Origin of the sequence: Streptomyces sp. NPDC003300 (assembly GCF_040610915.1) — a bacterium.
Taxonomy (GTDB): Bacteria; Actinomycetota; Actinomycetes; order Streptomycetales; family Streptomycetaceae; genus Actinacidiphila.
Genome location: NZ_JBEXNE010000005.1, coordinates 1 through 22,395, shown reverse-complemented (window position 1 = coordinate 22,395; position 22,395 = coordinate 1). Strand labels below are relative to the sequence as shown.

Annotated in this window: 13 protein-coding genes; 3 read left to right on the top strand and 10 right to left on the bottom strand. The window is 71.8% G+C overall.

Translation table 11 applies throughout. From position 1 onward, the window contains the following. Positions 1-77: 77 nt before the first annotated feature. A complete protein-coding gene (locus ABZX65_RS09140; protein WP_355336458.1) occupies positions 78-680 on the bottom strand; it encodes a nitroreductase family protein in 603 nt (200 codons plus the stop codon). 411 nt (positions 681-1,091) lie between these two features. On the opposite strand from ABZX65_RS09140, the gene ABZX65_RS09135 reads away from it, so the two are divergent. Then, complete coding sequence (locus ABZX65_RS09135) at positions 1,092-1,685, top strand: snapalysin family zinc-dependent metalloprotease (RefSeq protein ID WP_355336457.1); 594 nt, start codon at positions 1,092-1,094, stop codon at positions 1,683-1,685. Between the two features lie 402 nt (positions 1,686-2,087). Then, positions 2,088-4,346 (top strand): Ig-like domain repeat protein, encoded by a 2,259-nt coding sequence (locus ABZX65_RS09130; protein ID WP_355336456.1) that lies wholly within the window; start codon positions 2,088-2,090, stop codon positions 4,344-4,346. Between the two features lie 138 nt (positions 4,347-4,484). On the opposite strand, the gene ABZX65_RS09125 is transcribed toward ABZX65_RS09130, so the two are convergent. After that, positions 4,485-5,375, bottom strand: a complete 891-nt coding sequence (locus ABZX65_RS09125; protein WP_355336455.1) for a serine hydrolase — start codon at positions 5,373-5,375, stop codon at positions 4,485-4,487. A 393-nt stretch (positions 5,376-5,768) separates the two neighbouring features. Here ABZX65_RS09125 and ABZX65_RS09120 point away from each other — a divergent pair, with 393 nt between their 5' ends. After that, the gene (locus tag ABZX65_RS09120) at positions 5,769-12,680 is read left to right on the top strand and encodes a glycoside hydrolase domain-containing protein (RefSeq protein ID WP_355336454.1); all 6,912 of its coding nucleotides are present in this window, start codon (positions 5,769-5,771) and stop codon (positions 12,678-12,680) included. Positions 12,681-12,778: 98 nt separating this feature from the next. Here ABZX65_RS09120 and ABZX65_RS09115 read toward each other — a convergent pair whose 3' ends face one another. The 8 genes from ABZX65_RS09115 to ABZX65_RS09080 all read right to left on the bottom strand — a co-directional run. Beyond that, entirely contained in the window at positions 12,779-13,270 is a 492-nt protein-coding gene (locus tag ABZX65_RS09115) for a hypothetical protein (RefSeq protein WP_355336453.1), read from the bottom strand. Beyond that, positions 13,254-13,745 (bottom strand): RNA polymerase sigma factor, encoded by a 492-nt coding sequence (locus ABZX65_RS09110; protein ID WP_355336452.1) that lies wholly within the window; start codon positions 13,743-13,745, stop codon positions 13,254-13,256. The genes ABZX65_RS09115 and ABZX65_RS09110 overlap by 17 nt, the downstream gene beginning before the upstream one ends. Positions 13,746-13,990: 245 nt before the next feature. Then, positions 13,991-14,602: a class F sortase gene (locus ABZX65_RS09105; RefSeq protein ID WP_355336744.1), complete on the bottom strand. Its 612-nt coding sequence runs from the start codon at positions 14,600-14,602 to the stop codon at positions 13,991-13,993. An 86-nt stretch (positions 14,603-14,688) separates the two neighbouring features. Beyond that, positions 14,689-15,060: a sortase-dependent protein gene (locus ABZX65_RS09100; RefSeq protein WP_355336451.1), complete on the bottom strand. Its 372-nt coding sequence runs from the start codon at positions 15,058-15,060 to the stop codon at positions 14,689-14,691. A gap of 123 nt (positions 15,061-15,183) precedes the next feature. Then, positions 15,184-15,828 carry a dihydrofolate reductase family protein gene (locus ABZX65_RS09095; protein WP_355336450.1) on the bottom strand — a complete coding sequence of 215 codons (645 nt, stop codon included), beginning with the start codon at positions 15,826-15,828 and terminating at the stop codon, positions 15,184-15,186. 191 nt (positions 15,829-16,019) lie between these two features. Next, complete coding sequence (locus ABZX65_RS09090) at positions 16,020-17,819, bottom strand: choice-of-anchor P family protein (RefSeq protein ID WP_355336449.1); 1,800 nt, start codon at positions 17,817-17,819, stop codon at positions 16,020-16,022. A 462-nt stretch (positions 17,820-18,281) separates the two neighbouring features. Next, the gene (locus ABZX65_RS09085) at positions 18,282-18,629 is read right to left on the bottom strand and encodes a hypothetical protein (protein ID WP_355336448.1); all 348 of its coding nucleotides are present in this window, start codon (positions 18,627-18,629) and stop codon (positions 18,282-18,284) included. Between the two features lie 13 nt (positions 18,630-18,642). After that, the coding region (locus ABZX65_RS09080) for a DUF6531 domain-containing protein (protein ID WP_355336447.1) at positions 18,643-22,395 on the bottom strand (3,753 nt) is incomplete at its 5' end.

The following is a 22,395-nucleotide window of genomic DNA, read 5'->3' as shown; positions in this document are numbered from 1 at the left end:
GCCCTCGCGGGCGGCCCGCACCCCGGGTCGCCCGCGAGGGCTCTTTCACAGGTGGCGGGCCGCTTCCGCGAGCGACCTCAGGCGTGGCGGCCCCACTGGCCGCGGTGGACGACCTCTCGGGGGTCGCGGCGGCGGTCGCGGGTGCGGGGGCTCTGCGGGGGAAGGTCGTCGGCGCGGTAGCCGATGGTGATGCCGCCGAGCGGCGCGTACGCGTCGGGGACGCCGAACTCGTCCCGGAACGGCTGGAGATGCTCGGGCATGATGCCGAAGAAGCAGGCGCCCAGGCCCTCGTCCACGGCGCTCAGCAGCATGAGCAGCGAGGCCATCCCCGTGTCGATGTACCAGTACGGCGCGGGCCAGCGCGCCTCGGCCCGGTCCTCCCAGCCCTTGTCCGGCTCCGCGTACCGTTCGAGGTACGTCGCCTTGTGAGCGAGGGGCACCACGACCAGGGGCGCGTCCTGCATGGTCGGCGTGTTCTCGACCCGCGTGGGCACGAAGGGCCAGAACCGCGCACGGTCGGCCGCGTCGGTCAGCGCGAGGAACGCCCACCCCTGCGAGAAACCGGCCGAAGGCGCCCGTAGCGCCGACGCGAGAATCCGCTCGGTCACCTCGGGGGCCAACGGCTTGTCGGAGTAGTGCCGGATCATGCGTCGACGGCGGACGACCTCGGAGAATTCCATACCCCCAGATGCTGCCACGCCGCCCCCGCCCCGCGGCACCCGCGGCACCCGCGGCACCCGTCCGCCCCCGGCCGTGGTCACCGGGAGGAGCTGGCCCGCCATTCCAGCGCCTCGGGCTCCTCGGTGAACTCCACCAGGTGCTGTCCCGCGTAGCGTTGAAGGGCGTCCCGCACCTCGGCGGGAGTGACCGGAAAAGTCCCGGCATTGTGACCTTGTCGTAATTGGTGGGGATGAGCCCGCCCCGAAGCCCGGGCGCGCACCGCGGCCGAGGGCGGAGCCACGCGGGCACGTCCGGGGCTTGGGGTGGGATGGCGGAGAAAGGGCGGGAAACGGGTACTTGTGGTGGGGGATGGGGGCGTGGTGCCCTGGGGGACTGCGGGGCAACTGGTTCTGAGGAGGTGGGTGAGTCTCATGATCACGCGAATAGTCGCTGTGGCGGCGCTGATTCCGGCCATGGTGGGCACCGCGTCCGGGGTCGCTTCGGCGCAGGCCGAACCGAAGGCGGCGACGGCGGTCGTCACCTTGACCTATGACGCCAGCCAGGCGGGGCAGTGGGCGGCGGCGATAACGCAGGGGGTGCAGAACTGGAACAGCGCGGTGCACAACGTGCGGCTGCAAGCGGCCAGTTCGGCGGGCTCGGCGAACTTCGTGTACAAGGCGACCAGCGGGTGGCCGCAGACGACGTTGGGGCCGATCGTGCCGGGAGGCAGCAGGGGACAGGTGCAGTTGGGGCAGGAGGCGGTCAACGAGGGGTACGACGTGACCCGCATCGCCGCGCACGAGACGGGGCACATCCTCGGGCTCCTCGACCACTACAGCGGCCCGTGCTCGGAGTTGATGTCGGGTCACGGCCCCGGCACGGCGTGCCTCAACGCCAAGCCCAACGCGGCGGAGGCGGCCCAGGTCGACCGCAACTATGCGGGCCGCGCGGCGGCGGTCCGCCCCGAGCGGCAGCAGATCGTGATCGACATCTGGTCCCCCTCGGCGTCCACCGCTCAGCGCTGACCGACGCTCAGCGCTACCGGAGTTCGGCGCTGACCCGCCACCGGACGCGCGGTACGGGCACGGGCTCCGTACCGCGCGTCCGGCATGTCCGGCCGGGAGGCATGTCGGGTCGGAAGGCGCGTGCGGCCGGAAGGCACGTCCGGCCCCAAGGCACGCGCGGCCGGAAGGTTGTAGGAGCCCAGGGACCGAATCGGGCACGGTACGGCCACCGCGGGGACAAGGCGCCGTGACGGATCGGCGGCCCGCCCCAATACGATGGCCCGCTGTCACAGCCGTGCCCTATCGTGCTCATGGTCAGCGCCGCGAGCAGGCCGGGTCCGCATCGGAACCCGCGCTCGGCGGCGCGCCCGCATCGTGCCGGAGGACGTCCGGCCCCGCACGTGTTCCTGGGGGGAACCCACTTTGCTCACCCGTCATGTGGCGGGCGGGACGGCTCTGTCCGTCCTGCTCGCGACCGCGTCCCTGCTCGGGGTCGCGGCCGAACCGGCCGCCGCCGACAGCGCGGCCACCCTGCCGATCACCTCGTACTCCGACATGGTGGTCGACGGCGCGCACCGGCGCGTCTTCATCAGCACGACCGACAACAAGGTCGTCGTCGCCGACTACAACGGCAAGACGGTCGCTCAGATCACCTCCGAGCCGGGCGCCGCCGGGCTCGTGCTGTCCGCGGACTCCTCGACGGTGTACGTGGCGCTCCCGAAGGCCGACGCGATCTCGGCGATCGACACGGCCACCCTGCGCGAGACGGCCCGCTACCCGCTCGGTGTCGCCCCGCGCCACCTGGCGATGACCAGGCACACGATCTGGTTCGGATACGCGGCGGACGGGTCCGCCGACCTCGGCTCCCTGGACCTCGACCCGGAGACCGACCCGACGACCCCGCCGACGACCCCGCCCACGACTCCTCCGACGGACGCCCCGACTCCGACCCCGACGGACCCCGAGTCGACGCCGACCCCCACCCAGACGGACACCACGGCCCCGAGCCCCAGCCCGTCGGACACGCCGACCGACACCCCGACCGACACGCCAACGGACTCACCCTCGGACCCGCCGGTCACCACCTCCCCGACCCTGGACGCCACCACCCCGGCACCCCCCGCCCCCTTCGCCGCCGACACCCCCACCCGGACCACCAACGGCGCCGTCGTCACCCTCGGCCAGGGCGGCCCCCACACCTGGAGCACCGCCCCGATGCTCGCCTCCTCGCCCGGTAACCCGGACGTGGTGGCGGCCGGGACGCCCGTCCAGAGCCCGATGGAGCTCCAGGTCTACGACGTGTCGTCGGGGCACGCCGAGCCCCAGGCGTACCGGTGGAACGCCAACAACGCGGGGAACATGCAGGACATCGCACTGTCCGCGGACGGCAAGCAGGTGCTGGTCGCCAGCGGCGCCCCGTACTTCCAACAGGCGTACCGGACGTCCGACTTGGCCGACGACGGCCGCTACACCACCGACGCGTACCCGAACGCGGTGGCGGTCGCCCCCGACGGGACGATCGCGGCGGGAATCGACGGCGCCTACGAGCCGGACGTCTACATCTTCCGCCCGCGCTCCGACCACCGCGTCCGCACCTACGACTTCGGCGTCGTCGGAAACCCCGGCACCGCCTCCGCCCTGGTGGCGGGCGGCCTCGCGTGGGCGCCCGACAGCAGCCGCCTGTTCGCGGTCACGGCCGACGTCTACGGCCAGCACCCGACCCTGCGCGTGCTGACCGACCCCACCAAGTCGGTCACCGCCGTCACGGTCAGCGCCCCGTCGACCGCCAAGCGCGCCACGAAGATCACGGTCAGCGGCAAGCTGACCGCCACCACGGCGTTCCCCGCGGGCGCCAAGGTCACGGTGACGCGTACCGACCTCACCTCCCCCAAGGGCACGTCCCTCGGCGCCAAGTCGGTCGCGGCCAACGGCACGTTCAGCTTCACCGACACCCCGACCACCGGCGGCGGCGTCACGTACACCGCCACGTACGCGGGCGACGCCACGCACACCGCCGGCTCCGGCAAGCGCGTCGTCCAGGTCTCGCGCCTGGCCACCGCGGCGAGCGTGAAGACCAACCGCGCCACGTACGCCTACGGGTCCACCGCCACCGTCACCGGGCACCTGGGCAAGACCGGCAAGAGCCGCGTGCTCTCGATCTGGGCCCAACCGGCGGGCGGGCAGAAGAAGTTGGTCAAGTCCGCGAAGGTCAACGCGGCGGGCGACCTGAAGGTGACCTACCGGCTCAGCCGCAACACCACCTTCTGGGCCTCGTTCGCCGGTGACGCCGTCTCCGCGCCGAAGTCGGTGGCCCGCTCGGTCGGCACGCAGGTCAGTGTCTCGCTGGCCGTGTCCGGCAACTACCGCAAGGGCAAGGTCGGTTCGACCTCGTACTACTGGTTCCACAAGAAGAAGTCCGCGCTGTTCACCACGCACATGACGTACGCCAACGGCCGCTCGCAGCGCCTGGACCTCCAGGTCTACTACAAGGGCCGCTGGTACTCATCGGGCAGCGAGTACTTCCGGCTGGCGATCACCGGCACCTCGCGGGTGGGGCTCGCGGGACCGGGCGAGTCCGGCATCCGGGCCCGCGTCCGCGCGGTGTACGTCAAGGGCTCCTCGGGCGACCGCCTGAACACCACGACGTCCACGGGGTGGAAGTACCTGTACTACACCAACTGACGGCGCCCGCCCGCGCCGTACGGACGAAGGCCCCGCTCACCGGAGACGGCGAGCGGGGCCTTTTCGTCAGCGCCCCTTCGTCAGGGGGCCTCTTGATCAGCGGGCCCTCTCGTCAAGGGCTCTCGCCGAACTGGCGCGTCAGCGCTTGAAGGCGTAGTCCATCAGCTTCTTGGCGTCCGTCGCCCGCTGGTTCACCGAGCTGGACGACAGGACGGTCCCGATCACGGTGCGGTTGCCGCGGGTGGCGGCGAAGACGAGGCAGTAGCCGGCCTGCGGGCCCGAGCCCGTCTTGAGGCCGATCGCGCCGCTGTAACTGCCCAGCAGCGTATTGGTGTTGGTCCAGGTGTAGTAGCGGTAGCCGTTGCTCTTGGTGGTGGCCTTGGTCTTGATGGAGCGGGTCTTCACCACCGAGCGGAAGTCGGCGCTCTTCATGGCGGTGCTCGCGAGCTTCGTCAGGTCGCGCGGCGTCGAGTAGTTGTTCCCGTTGCCGATTCCGTCGAAGGAGTCGAAGTGGGTGTTCTTCAGGCCCAGCGCCTTGGCGGTGGAGTTCATCTGGCCGACGAACTGCTTGACCCGCGCGGCGCGCGTGGAGCCCACGCCGTACTTGTCGGCCAGCGCGTACGCCGCGTCGCAGCCGGACGGCAGCATCATCCCGTACAGGAGCTGCCGCACGGTGACCTTGTCGCCGACGATCAGGCGCGCCGAGGAGGCGTTCTTGCTGACGATGTAGTCGCTGTACGCCTTCTGGACGGTGACCTTGGCGTTCAGGTTGAGCTTCTTCTGCCGCAGCACCACCTCGAAGGTCATGATCTTCGTGGTGGAGCCGGTGGACCGCTTGGTGTCGGCGGTCTTGGTGTAGTAGGTCGTGCCCGTCGAGTTGTTCATCACGTAGCCGCCCTTGGCCACGATCGGGGGCGGCGCGGGCGTCGCCGCCTGGGCCGTGGAGCCGAGCGCTCCGACGGTCAGTACGGCGCCCGCGGTGACGGCCACCACGGACGTACGACGAATGGCCTTGCTGCCGGTTATCACGTTGATTGCTCCAAATGCCCCTGCGGCGCGGTCACACGAGAGTGTGCGGCTCGAAGGTGAGACGCGCCACCCGGCCGGATGGATGTGGTGCCCGGCCGGTTCTCACCGAGTCGTTATCCACCGGAGATGTGGCGCCCGGTCCGCTCCGGCCGACGGGCCACCGGCCGCATGAGGCGAGGCCACGCCCCGGCCCGTGCGCCCGGAGCGCACCTTCTGTGCGGATTCCGTTTGTCCCCCGTACGCCTTTCCCGTGTCTGATGGTGGACGTCCGTGGGCGCTTGCGGGAATACTCCGGCGTGTCCACCGCCATCTCACTCTGCACGCTCCAGTGTTGGGTTGACAACGTTGTCGTCCCGGGGTCGTGCGTGCGTTCCGCGACTCCGGAGAGGCCACATGCCCATCAGATCCCACGCCCCGACGCCGCGCGTGACGCCACCGGGAGCCGCCCGCGGGCGCCACGGCCGCCTGCGCGCCACGGTCGCGGCGCTGCTCACCGGGTCGCTCGCCTTCGCCGCGCTGGCGGGCGCCGGTACGGCCACGGCGGCACCCTCGGCCAAAGCGTCCAACACGTCCCACACGTCCGGCACGTCCGGCGCGTCGAGCGGCACCGACTACACCAAGCTCGTCGACCCCTTCGTCTCCACCGCGGGTGACGACGGCAACGACCTGCCGGGCGCCGAGGCGCCGCACAGCCTCGCCAAGGTCAATCCGCTGACCACACCGGGCCGCAACCACACCGGGTACGACTACAACGAGAGCCGCATCGCCGGGTTCACCGCGACGAATCTCGACGGCGTCGGCGGCTCGGGCGGCGGCGGTGACCTGCTGGTCGTCCCGACGTCCGTGCGCTACGACAAGCGCCCGGCGCCCAGCACGTACGCGCACCCGTACAGCCACAACGACGAGACGGCGACGCCCGGTTACTACCAGGTGGGGCTCGGGTCTGTCTCCGGGACCGCCTCGGCGGTGACGCGGGACGCCGGGACCGTCAAGGCCGAGATGACGGCGACGACGCGTACGGCCCTGGAGCGCTACAGCTTCCCCGACGGCGCCGAGCCCCAACTCGTCCTCGACCTCGCGAACAACTTCACCAGCCGCACCCGCACGACGATGAAGGCGACGACGCTCCCGAACGGGACGACCTCGATCACCGGCCTCATCGCGGGTTCGTTCAACGGCGCCTCGTACCAGCTCTATTACGCCGCCACGACCAATGTCCCGGTGACCTCGCTGAAGAGCTGGGGCAACGACGGCACGCTGGGCGACGCGACCACGCGGGACGGCTCCGACGCCGGAGCGGTCCTCGGATTCGACACGGCGGACGGGCGCGACGTCGAACTGCGCGTCACGCTCTCGCCGATCAGCGCGGAACAGGCCGTGACCGACCAGCGCAACGAGGTCGGCGGCCTCACCTTCGACCAGGCGCGCGCACGGACGAAGGCGGAGTGGAACAGCACGCTCGGCGCCGTCGCCGTCAGCGCCTCCGCGACGTCCGACCCCGGGTCGACGCTCACCAAGGAGTTCTACACGCACCTGTACCGGATGTACGGGCTGCCGGTGAACGCCACCAGCACCAGCGGGACCTACCGCGGCGCGGACGGCGCGGTGCACACCGCGAACGGCTTCACGTACTACGACGGCTGGTCCACCTGGGACGACTTCAGGAAGTACTCGGTCGAGGCGTACATCGACCCGGCCACGTACCGGGACCTGGTGCAGTCGCTCATCGTGCTCTTCGCCGACGCGCACGCCTCGGGCAAGAGCCTCGGCAGCCTCACCCACTCGGTGCCGACCGTGCGGTGGGAGCGCTCGGCGGTGGTGATCGCCGACGCGCTGTCGAAGGGCTACAAGAACTTCGACCGGCTGGACGAGGCGTATCCGGCGCTGCTGTCGTACTCCGGGTTCTACACGGGCGCGCAGTTGCGCCAGGGATACGTCACCGGTGATCCCGGTACGACGGTCCAACGCGGTTACGACCAGTGGGCGTTGTCCGTCATCGCGGGCGCGCTCGGCAAGGACGCGGACGCCGCCAAGCTGCGCACGCAGTCGACGATGGCGATCGACAACCTGGTGAAGTCCGGTGCCTGGACGGCCGGTGACGGCACCAAGGTCGGCCTGCTGACGCCGCGCGCGTCCGGCGGCGACTGGCAGAGCGCCGACTACGAGAAGTTCGAGGCGGCCGGTCTCTACCAGGGCACGCTCTGGCAGTACCACTGGTACGACGCCTACGACATGGGCGGCCTCATCAAGGCCATGGGCGGCGCCAAGGCCGGAAAGGCCGCCGTTTACCACATGTTCGGCGAGGACTCCGCCCTCGACAACGGCTCGACCATGCTGCACTCCAACGCGAACGAGATCGACCTCCAGGCCCCGTACCTCTTCAACTACGTCGGCGAGCCCGGCCTGACGCAGAAGTGGGTGCGCGCCATCTACACCGGCTCGACCTGGAACCGGTACATCGCGACGGGCTCCACCAACGAAGCCCCCAGCGGCGGCGGCGAGTTCACCCCGCCGGTCAAGACGCAGGTCTACAAGCTCGCCCCGAACGGCTTCCTGCCGACCATGGACAACGACGCGGGCACCATGTCGACCATGTTCGTCGCGGCGGCCCTCGGCCTGTTCCCGGTGACCGCGGGCTCCAGCCAGTTCCAGATCGGCAGCCCGTTCTTCGACTCCACGACGATCACGTACGCCAACGGCTCGCGCTTCACGGTGAAGGCCGGCGGGGTCTCGCCGACCACCTACTACGTGCAGAGCGCGACCCTCAACGGCAAGCGTTTCGGCGACACTTGGCTGGATTACTCGCAGATCATCGCCGGCGGGACCCTCGACTTCACCATGGGCGCCAAGCCCTCCCGGTGGGGCGTCGACACCAAGCCGGCGTATTCGCTGGACACCGACACCGGCCACGGCGGCACCGGAGCGGGCAGCACCGGCACCGTCATGTCCGCCCGCCCGGACACCGTCGCCACCGCCGCAGACGGCTCCGTCCACGGCAGCGTGAAGCTCACCCTGTCGGGACCGGCGTCCTTCGCCGCCCGCAGCGGTACCAGCCTCACCAAGTCCGGCGCGGCGAGCGTGACCGGCCTGCCCGGCGGCGTGACGGCCGACCTCCGCGTGACCGGCTCGCGTACGGCGACGCTGTCGCTCACCGGCACCGCGAAGGTCGACGCGCGCTACGGCATCACCTTCCGCGACGCGGCCTTCGCGCACGGCGTGCGCGCCTCCACGGTGAGCGGCACGGGCATCTCGGCGACCGACCCGCTGACCGTCTCCGCCGCCGCGGTGTACCGCGCCTCGCTCGGCGCGCTCGTCGACCAGGCGTCCCTGGTGCGCGGCGGCAACTACTCCGACGGCTCCTGGACGCTGTTCCGTTCGGCGCTGGAGCGCGCGCGGACCGTCCTCGCGGACACCGCCGCCAGGACGGGCACGCTCATGGCGGCGCAGGACGCGCTGCGTTCGGCCGCCGACGCGCTCACCATCGACGAGGGCGGCTACGCCGTACTCCAGGCCGAGGCCCCCGACCAGATGGAGGGCCCCAGCCTCGTGAAGGAGGCGTACTACTCCGACGGCGACCTCGGCGGGGTCACCGAGGGCGCCTGGGAGCGGTACAACAAGCTGGACTTCGGCGGGGTCGCCCCGCGCAGCGTCGCGGTCCGCTACGCCAACTCGCAGGCCACGAGCGCGAAGCCGAGCAGCGTGGACGTGCACGCGGGCGCCGCGGACGGTCCCGTCGTCGCCACCGTCTCCCTGCCCGGCACGGGCAGTTGGCAGACCTACACCACCGTGCGGGCGGCCGTCACCGACCCGGACGCGCTGCTGGCCGCGTCCGGTGCGACGTTCGTCTTCCACGCGCCGTCCGGCCAGCAGTGGGTGTCGAACTTCGACTGGTACCAGTTCTCGCCCGAGGCGGTCTCCTCGTCACCCTCGACCACGCTCGCCACGCTGACGGCGGCCAACAGCACCACGACCGGCGGCGGTTCGCTGCCGCTCAGTCTCGGCAACGGCATCTTCGAGAACACCACGAACGGCGCGTGGGCCCAGTGGAAGGCCACCGACCTCAAGGACGGCGCCGACACCGTCACCGTCAGCTACGACAAGCCGCAGTCGCGCGCCGCGTCCGACTCGCACCTCGAACTGCACCTCGGCTCGAAGGACGGCGAGAAGGCCGTCGACATCCCGCTCGACTACACCGGCTCCGGCTGGGGAACCCTCGCCACCGCGACCGTCCAGCTCGACCCGGCGGTCTTCACCGGCGTCCAGGACGTGTACGCCGACTTCGTCTCCAGCACCCAGTCGTCCTCGCAGCCGTACGTGGCCAACGTCTACTCGCTGACCCTGACGCGCACCGCCGACGCCCCGGTGGGCTTCGACGCCACCGCGTTCGACTCCAACAGCGGCGGCGGCCTCAAGAGCGAGCCGGTCGGCTGGACCGGCTCCGGCTCCACCACCGACCTCGGCGGTACGTACAACGGCGCCTGGGCCGGCTACGGCGCCGTCGACTTCGGGTCCGCCCCGAAGAACACCGTCACCTTCACCTACGTCAACAACTCCGCGCGCTGCGGCACCGGTTCCGCCGTCCAGCTCTACCTGGACTCCTTCGACGCGGCCGATCCGGGGACGCCGTACGCGACCGTCCCGCTGCCGGTCACCGGAAGCGCGTGGTCGTCGGGAGGCACGACGAGCCTGACGCTGCCCACGCCGGTCACCGGCACCCACACCGTCCACCTGCGGCTGCTGACGACTCCGGATTCCTCGCACCCGTACGTCGCGAATCTGGGCCGGATCACCTTCAGCCATGTCGACACGCCCACCGCGACGGACAAGACCGCGCTGCGCGAGGCGATCGACCGGTACGCGGGACTGTCCGGTGACGCGGCGCGCTACGACACGATCGACTTCGGCGTGTTCCGGCGTGAACTCGGCTCCGCGCAAGCTCTGTTGGCCGCCGCCGACGCGGCCCAGCTCGAAGTCGACACGCAGACCCGCAGCCTCACCCTCGCCGCCGACCAGCTGATTCCGCTGCCCCGGCTGCGACTTGAGAACCTGGTCGGCACGGCGTCGGCCCTCGACAACGCGCGCTACACGGACGCGTCGTGGAAGGCGTTCACCACCGCGTTCGCCGCGGCCAAGGCGGCCGTCGCGGACGACAAGGCGACGGACACGACGCTCACCGCGCGCTACCAGGCCCTCGACCGTGCGATGTCCGCGCTCAGGACGAAGCCCATGACCGTTCCGGCCGCGCCCGGCGCGGTGTCGGCGACCTCGTCCGGCGTGAGTGTGACCGTCGCCTGGGCCGCGCCGCAGGACACCGGCGGCTCGCCCGTCACCGGCTACCGGATCAGCCTCGGCGACGGCCACCAGGTCGAGATCCGCGACCCGAACAGCCGCGGCACGGTGTTCACCTCGCTGCCCGCGGGCCGCTCGTACAACGCGCGCGTCCAGGCGCTGAACGCCGTCGGCGCCTCGCGGCAGAGCGCCGCCACCGCGCCCGTGGTGACCGGCGGCGGCAAGCCGCAGAAGCCCCACGTGACGGGGGTGACCACGGACGGCAGCCACGTCCGGGTGACCTGGCGGGCGGCCGGAGACGGCGGATTCCCGGTCATCGGCTACACCGTGACCCTCGACGACGGTTCCACCGCGCACCTTCCCGCCACGATCGGCACGGCGCTGCTCACGGTCTCGGGCAAGGCGGAGGGCAACACGGAGGGCAAGGCGGAGGGCAATTCGGCGGGCAAGTCCGAGGGCAAGGCGGCGGCCAAGGCCAAGGCCAAGGCCCACTCGGCGACCGTCACCGCGGTGACGCTGGCCGGGACCTCGGACGACCCGGCCGCCGCTCAGGACGCGGCGGCCCCGGCGTACACCCCGTCCCCGTTCCCCGACGAGACGCTGAAGGCGAGCTACGCGTCGGACAAGTGGCCCGCGACCGGCGACGGTTCCGACTACTTCACCGATCTCCTCAGCGGTTTCGACCACCTCCCCTCCAGCGTCCTCGGCGCCAACTCCAAGGTCGCTAAGGGCGCGCCGCTCACCGCGGAGAACGACGAGATCGCGGTGCGCGTCAACAACGCGGCCACCCAGAAGGAGGTCGACAGGGCCGAGGTCGACGCGACGCACAGTGCCACCGTCACCCTGGCGGACGGCCTCGGGTCCCGGCTCGGCGCGATCTACAGCGACGCGCTGAGCGGCGGCCAACTGCCCAAGACCAACGCCCTGTTCGGCCGGGTCACCCAGGGTCTCGACACCCACGACGCGGCCAAGGACCACTACGGCTACCTGCGCCCGTACGTCCGGCTCGGCTTCGTCGGCGACGGCGGGGACGTCTACGAGTCGCAGGACGGCTCTTACAGCGGCCTCGCCACCAGCGGCTCGTACCCGAGCGGTCACACGTACGGCGGATACGAGGCCGGGACCGTACTGGCCACGCTCCTGCCGGAGTTGGCGCCGTCGATCCTCGCCCGCACCTCGGAGTACGGCGACAACCGGGTCATCCTCGGCTTCCACTACCCGCTCGACGTCATGGGCGGGCGCATCACCGGACAGGCCACCGTGGCCCACCGATGGGCCGACCCCGACTTCGCGCACCTGCTCACACAGGCCCACACCGAGATCGAGAACGTGCTGCTCGCGCAGTGCGAGAAGCGGGGATACGGCGACACGCTCGCCGCCTGCGCGGGCGACTCCTACGGCGGCCTCACCACGGCGCAGGACATCGACGTCTACACGCAGCGCCTGACCTACGGCTTCTCCCGTACGGGCAAGGCCGGTCAGCCCCTCACGGCGCCGGCCGACGCGGCGGCCCTGCTGATCACCGCGTTCCCCGACCTCACCGCCGGGCAGCGCACCCAGATCCTCCAGCAGACCGCCACCGACTCGGGCTACCCGCTCGACCTCACGGCGGACGGCGCACCGAGCTGGGAGCGGATCAATCTGGCCGCCGCGATGGCCGCGCGCGTCGTGGTCAACCACGACGGCTCGGTCACCGTCACCAACCACGCCGACGCCACGAAGGCGAGCGTCGCCGACGCGAGTGCCCTCAAGGTCGGGGGAGTCGCCGTCGACGGCTTCGACCCCGAGGTCTCCACGTATGTCGTCGACCTCCCCGCCAACGGCAAGGTCCTGGCGGTCACCGCCGTCCCGGCCCAGCCCGGCACCCGGGTCAAGGTCACCGACGGAAGCGCGGTCGTCTCCTCGACCGCGCCGCGCTCCACCACCCGCACCGTCACCCTGACCTCACCCAACGGCTCGGTGACCCGTACCTACACCGTCGCCTTCCACCGGTCCGCGCGGGGCAACGGGCACTGACCGCGCCCCGATCCGCGTAGCCCCGCGGGGCCCGACCGCATCCTGGCCGGGCCCCGCGGTGTGTTGCGCGGCTCGCGGGCGCAACACCCCTGCGCGGCCTACCGGTTCGAGGTGGCGGGACCGTCCGAGGAACGGTCCGTCGGGCGGGCCGTGGTGGGGGTCGGAGTGGGCGAGGCGGAGGCGGATTTGGAGGGCGGTCCGGTCCGCGTGGCGGCGCTCGGTGACGGGGCCTGGGCCGTGGGCCGGGTCTTCGCCGTGGCGGGGGCGTCGGTCGGCGCGGGGCGCGGCGTCGGGGTGGTGGCGGCGGGCCTGGCCGCGGGGCCGCTCGCGGGCGGCGTGCCGAGCGGGATCGCGGGCGCGGCGGGCGACTGCGGTCCCGCCATGCGCAGCGGCAGCGCGACGAGGACGGCGACGGCGCCGGACAGGCCGACCCCGACGGCGATACGGAGCAGGCGGCGGCGGGCCGCGCCCCGGCGGATCTTCTCGTACCGGCCGGGCGGCAGCCCGAGATGGTCGGGGGCGGGCCGCAGGATGACCGTCAGCGGGTCCTCGGGGTCAAAGTCCTGACCGTCGTCAGACTGTGTGATCAAGGCTTCTCCTCAAGTGGGCGCGCAGCAGTTCCCTGGCGGTGTGGAGGTCGGACATGACCGTCCCCTCCTTGCGGCCGGTGAGCAGGGATATCTCCCGGATCGGGAGGTCGGCGTAGTAGTGCAGCAGGATCGGCACGCGCAGGCGTTCCGGCAGCGACTGCACCAGCATGCGCAGCGACGGGTCGGTCTGCTCGGCCGGCTGCCGTACCGCGGCTTCCACGGTGGCCCGGCGTACGGCCCTGCGCTCGCGCTCCAGCTTGCGCCAATGATCCCGTACGAGATTGGTCGCGGTGACGTACAGGAAGCCGCGCGGCTCGGCCACCGCCGTCCAGCGCGCCCAGAGCCGGGTGAACGCCTCCGAGGCGATCTCGTGGGCCGTCTCGTCGTCGTCGACCAGGCGGCGGCACCAGCCGGCGAGGCGCGGATAGAAGGCGGCGAACAGCTCGGACGCTGCCTTCTCGCGGGACCGTTTCAACGCTCTCCATGTCGGGGGCAGGGTGGTGCTGTCGCGGACTTCGTGCGGGTCGTGCGGGTCGTCGCCGACTCTCGCGCTCTTTTTGGTTTCTTACGGTTCCTTATGTTTTCTTACGGTTCCTCGCGGTCCTGTGCGGTCGCTCGGGGAGGGTCCCGGGCCGCCGACGTACGGGGATCGGCGGCGGCCCGGGACTCGGGGAAGGCGTCAGGAGACCGCCTTGGCCATGGTTCGTCGTGACGCGCCCGCTACGGGATCAGCGAGGCGAAGACGATGACGTTGTCGCGGTAGCCGGTGCCTTCGCGCGGGCCGCCGCACGTGATGAGCCGGAGCTCGGGACGGTTCACGTCGCCGTAGACCGCGTCCGTCGGGAAGTCCGACTTGGCGACCGTACGGACGTCGGTGACGGCGAATCGCGCCGCCTCGCCGTTCTTCAGGCGTGCCACGGTCCGGTCGCCCGGGCGCAGCCGCGCGAGGTGACGGAAGACCCCGTCCCCGTAGGCGCCGACCGTGACGTGGGCGAGGATCACCGAGGGGCCGGTCTGACCCGGTGTCGGTGAGCCCCGGTACCAGCCCGCGCGGTCGTGCGCCGTGATCGGCGGGACCTCGACGGTGCCGTCCGGGGCCAACCCCAGTTCCATGACCGGGGTGTTGACCCCGATGGCCGGGACCTCCAGCCGCACCGGGACCGAACGCGCCAGCGCGCGTACCGACTTCGCGGCGGGCCGCGAAGAGGGCGGTGCGCCGGTGGGACGTTCGGTCACGGCGGTGCGGCGCGAGGTGTCACCCGAGGCGTCGCCCGCTGCGTGGCCCGCGGCGTGATGGCCGCCGCAGCCGGTGAGCAGGAGGGCGGCCGTCACCGCGGTGACGAAGGCGCGCCGGGGGCCGGTGAGTCGGAAGCCCGCGGTCCGGTCGCCCGCGCTCCGGTCGCCCGCGCGGCCGGAGGTCACGCCCCGGTCGCCCGCCGGCGGCGTACGAGGAGGACCGCCCCGCCGCCGAGCGCGAGCACCGCGGCCGCGCCTCCGCCGATCAGGCCGCCGTCGTTTCCGCCGTGCGAGGCCACCGGCGCCTCACCGGTGTTCGGCGCTCCCTTCGGCACCGCGGGGACCTGGCCCGACGTCGCCTTGGTCGGCGCGGGGGACGCGGAGGGCCGCGCGGACGAGGTGGCGTCCGAAGGCCCGGTCGACGGCGCGGCCGACTGCGTCTTCACACTGGTCGGGGTGGGGGTCGGGGACGCCCCGTCGGCGAACGCGGGCACACCGCTCGCCAGCACGGCAGTGCACGCGAGTGCCACGGCGCTCAGAACAGTTCGGCGCATGAATCGCTCTCTTTCGTCGGCCCGCCCGCGCGGTCACGCGCGGGCTGAGGTGCGGATCGACTGAAAAGACGAGACGCGGGCGGAACGGATTGTAAAGAGCTGGCAAAGCCGCCGAACGGTGCTTCAGGCGCCCTGCCCGGCGTCGCGGTCGACCGCGCTCATGTCGCCGGTGCCGGGGACGCCGTCGGCGCGCGCGTACCGCAGGTGCACGGTGCCCTTCGGGCTGGCCACGGGCGGTGCGAGCAGGGTGACGTTCGTGGGGACCGCGCCGCCGTCGAACACCTTCTTCCCGACGCCCAGCATGATCGGGTGCACCCAGAGGTCCAGCCGGTCGAACAGCTTCTCGCGCAGCAGCGTCTGCACCAGGTTCAGGCTCCCGACCACCTTGATGTGCTCGTGCCGCTCCCGCACCTCGCGCACCGCCGCGACCAGGTCCGGCCCCAGGTGCGTCGACCCCGCCCACGACAGATCGGGCGTACCCCGCGAGGCCACGTACTTCGGCACGCTGTTGAAGAGCGTGGCGAACCCCCCGTTGTCCCCGTCCTTCTGATGCGGCCAGTACCCGGCGAAGATGTCGTACGTCCGCCGCCCGAGCAGCAGCGCGTCCGTCCCCTCGTACGCCGCGTCCACCTGCGCCCCGGCGACCTCGTCCAGCATCGGCACCTGCCACCCCCCGTACGAGAACCCCTCCGGATCCTCCTCCGGCCCCCCGGGCGCCTGCCCCACCAGGTCCAGCGTCGTGAACAGCTCGATGTGAATGAGACCCATGACGTACTCCCGATCGATGTCTTTTCCCCGTCCAAGAGGTAGACCCCCACCACCCCCCGAACTCATCGCCCGGCGTCGGGCCGCTGTCGGCTGACCGGGTCCGGTCCGGGGCCTTCTCTCGGCGCGGAGCCGCCCTGCCCGGGGGTGTCCGCGCGGCCCCGGGCAGGGCGGGTGGGTCGGGTTGGGTCGGGTCAGGTGGCGGGGCAGGGGTCGGTGGAGGTGAGGAGGGCGGCGGTGCTCTGGGCGATCGTGACGTGGACGCCGGTGAGGAGGGTCAGGGAGAGGGCGGTGACGGTGATGCCCTTGCCTCCGGCGACGGTCGTCTGCTGATTGATGACGAGGGAGCCGACGAGCGGCAGGGCGATGGTGGTGTTGGGCGCGGCGTTGGCGGCGACGGTGACACCGGCGACGCGGAGGTTGGTCAGGACGGTCGAGCCGGTCGAGGAGACCGGTCCTGGCCCGGTGTCGGTGAGGGACTGCCGTGCCCGGGCCGAGGTGCCGACGAGGTCGGCGGTGATCAGGCCGCCGAGGAGATTGACGCCGGTGGTCTGGGCGTGGGCCGCGGCCGTACGGGTCCCGTCGCTGTCGACGGTCCCCGAGGCGTCGGTGGTCAGGACACCGAGGTTGCCGACGGTGCCGAGCCCGGCGCTCACCACGGAGTGGCTGTCGCTGCCGGGCAGCGGCGTGCAGGAGTGGGCGGACGGCGCCAGCGGGCCGATGTCGAGCAGCGGCGAGGTGAGCCGTACGCCGTGCGCGCGGGCGTCGAAGACGGGCGCGGTGAAGGTCACCGAGGCGCAGCCCGGCAGGTCGACGCCGACCGGGTCGGTGATCGACGAGCCGCAGATCTGGTACGTGCCACCGTCGTTGGAGGTGAGCTTGACGGTCGCGGTGCAGGACTGCTGACCGGCGGCGAGGTCACCGCTCACGGTCACCGTGCCGTCCGCCGCGTTCGCGGTGGCCGTTCCCGTACCGCAGTCGGTGGTCGCGCTGCTGCCGTCCAGCCGCAGCCCGTCCGGGAGTTGGGCGCCGAAGGACCAGCCGTTCTTGGCGGCCAGCTCACTGGTGTTGGTGACGGTGAAGGTCAGGGTGGTGGGCGCGCCCACGGGCAGGTGCGCCGGTGCGAAGCCCTGGTCGAGCTGCGGAGTGGCGTCCAGCAGACGGACGTTGTCGATCGCGCCGTCGTTGCCGTTGCCGCTGGCCTGCTCGTTGACCAGCCGGATACCGGCCGAGTCGCCGCTGAACAGCACCGAGCCGTTGCTGGCGTACGTACCCACCGAGGTGCCGCCGATCACCGAACCGGGGTTCTGGCACGGGTCGATGGGGGAGGTGAACGCGGCGCGCGCGGTGCCGCCGTCGAGCAGGTAGAAGGCGAGCAGGGGGTGGCTGGCGAAGCAGTTCTGGGCCGCCGCGTCCACCGAGAAGGTCAGGAACCGGTGGTTCGCGCTCAGCGGGATCGGCCGTACGGTCTCCAACTCGGTGCGCCCGGCGCCCGGATCGCCCGAGGTGTAGGCGGTGAGCGAGTGGTTGGTGGACGCGTTGCCGCCCGCCCACGTGCCCAGCGCGACGGCCATCTGCTTGTTCGCGTTCCAGAAGCCGCCGCAGTTGACGCCCGGCGGGGGACTCGCGGGGCCCTGCTGCGAGACGAGCAGACCGTTGCAGGAGGTCAGCCACGCCGGATCGGCGGTGTACGTCTCCGCCAGCGGCGCCGCGCCCGTGTAGTCCGGCAGCGTCGTCACCGCCGGGCCCTGACCGTTCTCGAAGTCCTCCGTGAACACGCTCGTCGGCGCGCTCGGCGTACCGGGCTGACCGGGCGTGTTCGCCTGCGCCGGGCCGCCCGCGACCAGCGATCCCGTGGCCAGCACGGTCACCCCTAACAGCGCCGTGGCCACCCGCCTGCGCCACCGCCGGTCCGCCCGGCCACTGGCCCCGCCGCTCCCTTCGCCGCGCCGTCTTCCGTCGATACCGGTATCTGCCAGGCCGAAGCCTCTCATCGACAATCTCCTTCGTACGGGCACGCCGGTGCGCCGTCCGATCGCTCGTCAACAGGCCCGCCGTGCCGACGCGTTGCGCGTCTGCGGTCACCCTCCCCGCCCCCCGCCCCTGCGCACATCGGCGCGCGCCGCCCCGCTTGATGCACACGAGGTCCCGCACGCCGCACAAGCCGGTGCGTACTGCCGCAAGCCCCCGGTCTGTGCCCGGCCGACCGATTCGGGAGGTTTGCCGAGCCGTTTCCCGGCGGTCACGCGGTCCGCCGGACGGGACAGGCGGGCGCAGCGCCTCCGCCATCCGCCCGACCGGCACCGCGCGTCCCGGATACCACCCGGCCGACCGCGCGACACGCTCGGTCAGCGCGGACCAACGCGGCGGGACCGGGCCGCCGCCCGGCACCGGCCGACGCCGGTCGCCCCCGTGGATCGGCCTCTCCAACGCCCGGCCCCGTGTTCCGCGAGCGGTCAGTCGCCGAAGTGCTGGGGCAGGTCTCCGGCATCCCAGAGCGCGTCGAGCTTGGCGAAGAGCGATTCCAAGTCCTTCAGGAGGATGTCGCGCGCCGCTTCGGGGAGTTGGAGGAGCGGGTCATCGAAGCTCGGCCCGGCGTCGGGGCCCGTCCATCCTTTGTGGCGCCGACAGGACGCGCACCACATGTAGGTGATGCGTACGGTGCGGTGGGGTCCCACCCGCCGGTAGACGTACGTCCGCACCGCGACGGCTCCGCATGCCGGGCAGGCGCGCTCACCGGGTTCATCGACGAATCTCGGGCCGGCCAGTAGCTGCTGGACCTGCTCCGCATCGAATTCCCGCACCGCTCGCCCCTCGTCAGCCTGTCCTGGACTTGAACAGCGACAGCATACGTTGGCCGTATTCCTCCGCCGCGTCCTCCGTGCCGCCCCAGATATGACTGGGCGCGACGGTCTCGCCCCACAGCGGCTTCGAATTGAGCGACAGCCGGAACTGCTGATGGTGGTAGATCTCGTGGAAGACGGTGGCGACGCCCTCGTCCATGCTGCGCAGACCCAGGTCGGAGATCTGGATCAACGGCAGCCCCCGGGGCCCGAGTTGGGGCGTGCCGGACACCAGGTGCGGGCTGTTGCCGAAACCGAGTCCGGTCGGCGTGTGGATCTCGGGAACGTGCACGATGTCGTAGTGGCTCACGGACATGTCCGCCTTGCCCAGCGCCATGCGCAACTGCCGGATGCTGATGGGCGCACCGAGCTGGCCGCCGGGAAGGCCCTGCGACGGGCCCCGGAACACGTTGATCAATGAGGAACAGGGTGAGAGGCCGAGCGGATCGGCCAGCACCGTGGGGTTGATGACATCGGCGTAGTCGTCGGGCCCCGTAGCCAGACCGAGCGGATCGGGGCTCAGGTAGCGTCCGGTCTCGGGGTCGAAGTAGCGGTGGTAGTTGTAGTCGAGGCCGGTCTCGGGGTCGTGGTAGCGGCCCGGACTGCGCAGCGGGCAGTCGACCGGGTCCCCGGCGGCCGTCTCCGACGCGGCAGCCGCGGTTTCCTCTTCCGCCGTCCGCGTGGTCTCCGGCAGCCACGGATGACCGCGTCGCCGCCAGGCGACGGCGCCTTCAGGACCGACGAGTTCGGTGGGAGCACCGGCCAGGTCCGTGATGACGGCGAGGAACCGGCGGTCGATCTCTTCCTGCGGCAGGTCCGCCACCGCCTCGGCCGTACGCCTGCTCTGCACCTGCGCGACCGCGCGCGGGCCCTCTCCCAGCAGGCACTCCCAGGTGGTGACCGCTTCCTGGGCCGCGGTGACCACGGTGTCCGCCGCCGCGGCCGGGACGCGCACCTGCTCCGCGAGGACCTCTCCGTCCCAGGCGAACCGGACTTCCCCGGCCGCACTGCCGTCCGCCGTCACCAGCTTCTTGGACGTACGGCGTCCCAGCGCGTCGTAGGCGTACGCGGCGACACTGCCGTCCGGGTTGGTGACCGACCGGAGCCGGTCCTCCGCGTCCCACCCGAAGGTCCAGCGCAGCCGACCGCCGGACAGCAGCATCCGGGTCTTGACGGCAACGCGGCCCCGCTCGTCGTACGTGTAGCGGACGCGGCCGGAACGCAGCACCCGCGATCCCGACACCTCAGGAAGCGGCGGACGCCGGTCGTCCGGCCCGGCACCGCGGGGATCACCGGTGTCGACGTCAGTGATCCGCCCGGCGGCATCGAGCGTGAACCGGTGGGTGCCGCCGACGAGTTCGGCTATCTCCGTCGGATATCCGTCGGGCCGGTAGCGGTACCTGCGCTCCTGGACCGGGCGCCCGCTCGCCTCGTCCACGAGGGACTGGACCGTCAGGCGGCCGACCGGGTCCCAGCTCTGCCGCAGCCGGGCCGTCTGCCCCAACCGCCGCTCGGTCTCCCGGCCGTCGCGGTCGTAGGTGAACTGGAGCGACTGGTCGCCCATCCGCAGGCCCACCGGTCGGTTGCCCTCGTCGTAGGTCCACGCACTCTCGACGCCCGAGGGAGTCCGGCGGCCGATCCGGCGTCCCATCGCGTCGTAGCGGCTGGTCATGACCAGCCCGTCGCAGCTCTCGGCGACGAGCCGACCGCCCTCGTCGTAGGTGAACTCCACGACGGCGGAGGCGTTTTCGGCGCGCAGCATGCGACCGGTGGCCGAGTAGGCGAAGACCGCGTCGCCGTCGGGCGTGACCATCCTGGTCACTCGTCCGCCCGAGTCCCGCTCGTAGCCGGTCGTCCCCCCGTGGGCGTCGACACTGCCGATGAGCTGGCGCGCGGCGTCGTAACGGTGCGTGCGCGTACGCCCGTTGAAGTCGGTCTCACTGACCAGGTTGCCCACGGCGTCGTAGGTGTACGACCAGGTCAGACCGTCGTCGTCGCGCACCTCGGTCAGTCGCAGCTCGGTGTCGTAGGTGTAGCGCAGACGTGATCCGTCGGGTGCGGTCCGCTCGGCCGGGAGACCGAAGTGCGTCATCGTGAAGCGGTGCACACCGCCCGCCGGATCGCGGTAGGCGACAAGGTCGCCCTCGGCGTCGTACTCCCACTCCTCCGCCGAACCGTCCGGCCGCCTCCGCCACAGCGGCCGGCCCTCGGACGACCACCCGGTCCTGACGGACTGTCCCGTGTGATCGGTGACCTCCGCGACACGGCCGAAGGCGTCACGGACGTACGCGGATTCCCCGCCGTCGGGGTCCACGACCGCCACGGGCAGCCCGGCCGCGTCGGTCCGTATGCGCCGGGTCGCACCGAGAGCGTCGGTGACCGACGTCAGCGCGCCGCGGTCGTCGTACGTGTACGCGGTCGTCGCACCGGCCGCGTCCGTGGTGTCCAGCAGATTCCCGTGCGCGTCGAACCGCTGGCCGACCCGCGCCCCGTCCGGATCGACGGCCCGTACGGGAAATCCGAGGTCGTCGTACTCGATCCGCGCGACGGCGCCGTCCGGATAAGTGATGCCGGTGCAGTGGCCCAGGCCGTCGTACGTGTAGCGCGTCGTGCGTCCCAGCGGATCCGTACGGCTCAGCAGCCGGTCGTAGCGGTCCCACGCCGATGTCGTACTGTGCCCGAAGTGATCGGTCTGCCGGATCAGTTGGCGAGCGACGTTGAACTCGTAGGTCGTCGTGGCGCCGACCGAATCGGTGGCCACCGTCGTCCCCGGCGCGCTGTCGTAGACATAGCTGTAGGCGAGGACGCCGTCAGTTCCCCCGGTGCGGACGCAGCGGCCCTGGTCGTCGTAGGCGTACGTGTACCAGGTGTCGTTGCGGTCCTGCCAGCGGGTGATGCGGCCCCGGTCGTCGTAGCCGAAGGTCAGGGGCACGCCGGAGGAGTCGGTGACGGCGGTGAGGTGGCCGTCGGTGTAGCCGAACGCGCACAGGGCGGGCCGGTCATCGGCGGAAGCCAGGTGGAGGGCGGTGATCCGGCCGTCCGCGGTGCTGACGGCGACGCGGTAGCCGCCGCTGTGGGTGACGTCGACGGGGGCGCCGAGGTCGTCGTACGTGATCACGATCCTGTTGGCGTTGCGGTCGGTGATCTCCGCCAGGGCCAGCCCCCCGCGCGGCTGCGCCCGGAAGCGCAGGGTGCGACCGGTGTCGGGCTGGGCGACGGTCATGGTGCTGCCGGGGGTGCCGTCCCAGGTCAGGGGCCAGCGCGGGCCCTCGACGGGGAGCAGTGGGTGGCCGGGCTCAGGTACCGGGTAGTGCAGGACCATGCCGTCGGCGGTGGTGAACCGCACGCCCTGGTCGTCCAGGACCAGCCGCTGGTCCAGCGTGGACGCCCAGGTCGGCCCGAACCACCGGCCGCCGCGGAACCCGGTGCGATGGGCGCGCTCCAGCAACAGCGGGAGGATGCCGGGCAGATGTACGTCGGTGGCGGACATGACCATCTCACCGGTGGCCATGTCGATGGGGTCGCCCGAGGTGAACAGGCCCTTGATAGTGCGGCCGGCGTCCCGTATCGCTCCCGCGCCCTTGCGGACGCTGTTGGCGATGTTCTCCAGGGCCTTGCCGGATTTGAGGAGGGCGGGGAGTTCGCGGGCCATCTTCAACAGGCCGCCGGCGGTGGTGAGGCCCTTGAACATCGGGATGCAGTCCAGGGCCGCGAACAGGACGTCCCA

Excerpts from the sequence above, each read along its gene's own strand:
- ABZX65_RS09120 (WP_355336454.1), top strand. The coding sequence starts at position 5,769 with ATGCCCATCAGATCCCACGCCCCGACGCCGCGCGTGACGCCACCGGGA.
- ABZX65_RS09100 (WP_355336451.1), bottom strand. The coding sequence starts at position 15,060 with ATGCGCCGAACTGTTCTGAGCGCCGTGGCACTCGCGTGCACTGCCGTG.
- ABZX65_RS09135 (WP_355336457.1), top strand. The coding sequence starts at position 1,092 with ATGATCACGCGAATAGTCGCTGTGGCGGCGCTGATTCCGGCCATGGTG.
- ABZX65_RS09090 (WP_355336449.1), bottom strand. The coding sequence starts at position 17,819 with ATGAGAGGCTTCGGCCTGGCAGATACCGGTATCGACGGAAGACGGCGC.
- ABZX65_RS09140 (WP_355336458.1), bottom strand. The coding sequence starts at position 680 with ATGGAATTCTCCGAGGTCGTCCGCCGTCGACGCATGATCCGGCACTAC.
- ABZX65_RS09095 (WP_355336450.1), bottom strand. The coding sequence starts at position 15,828 with ATGGGTCTCATTCACATCGAGCTGTTCACGACGCTGGACCTGGTGGGG.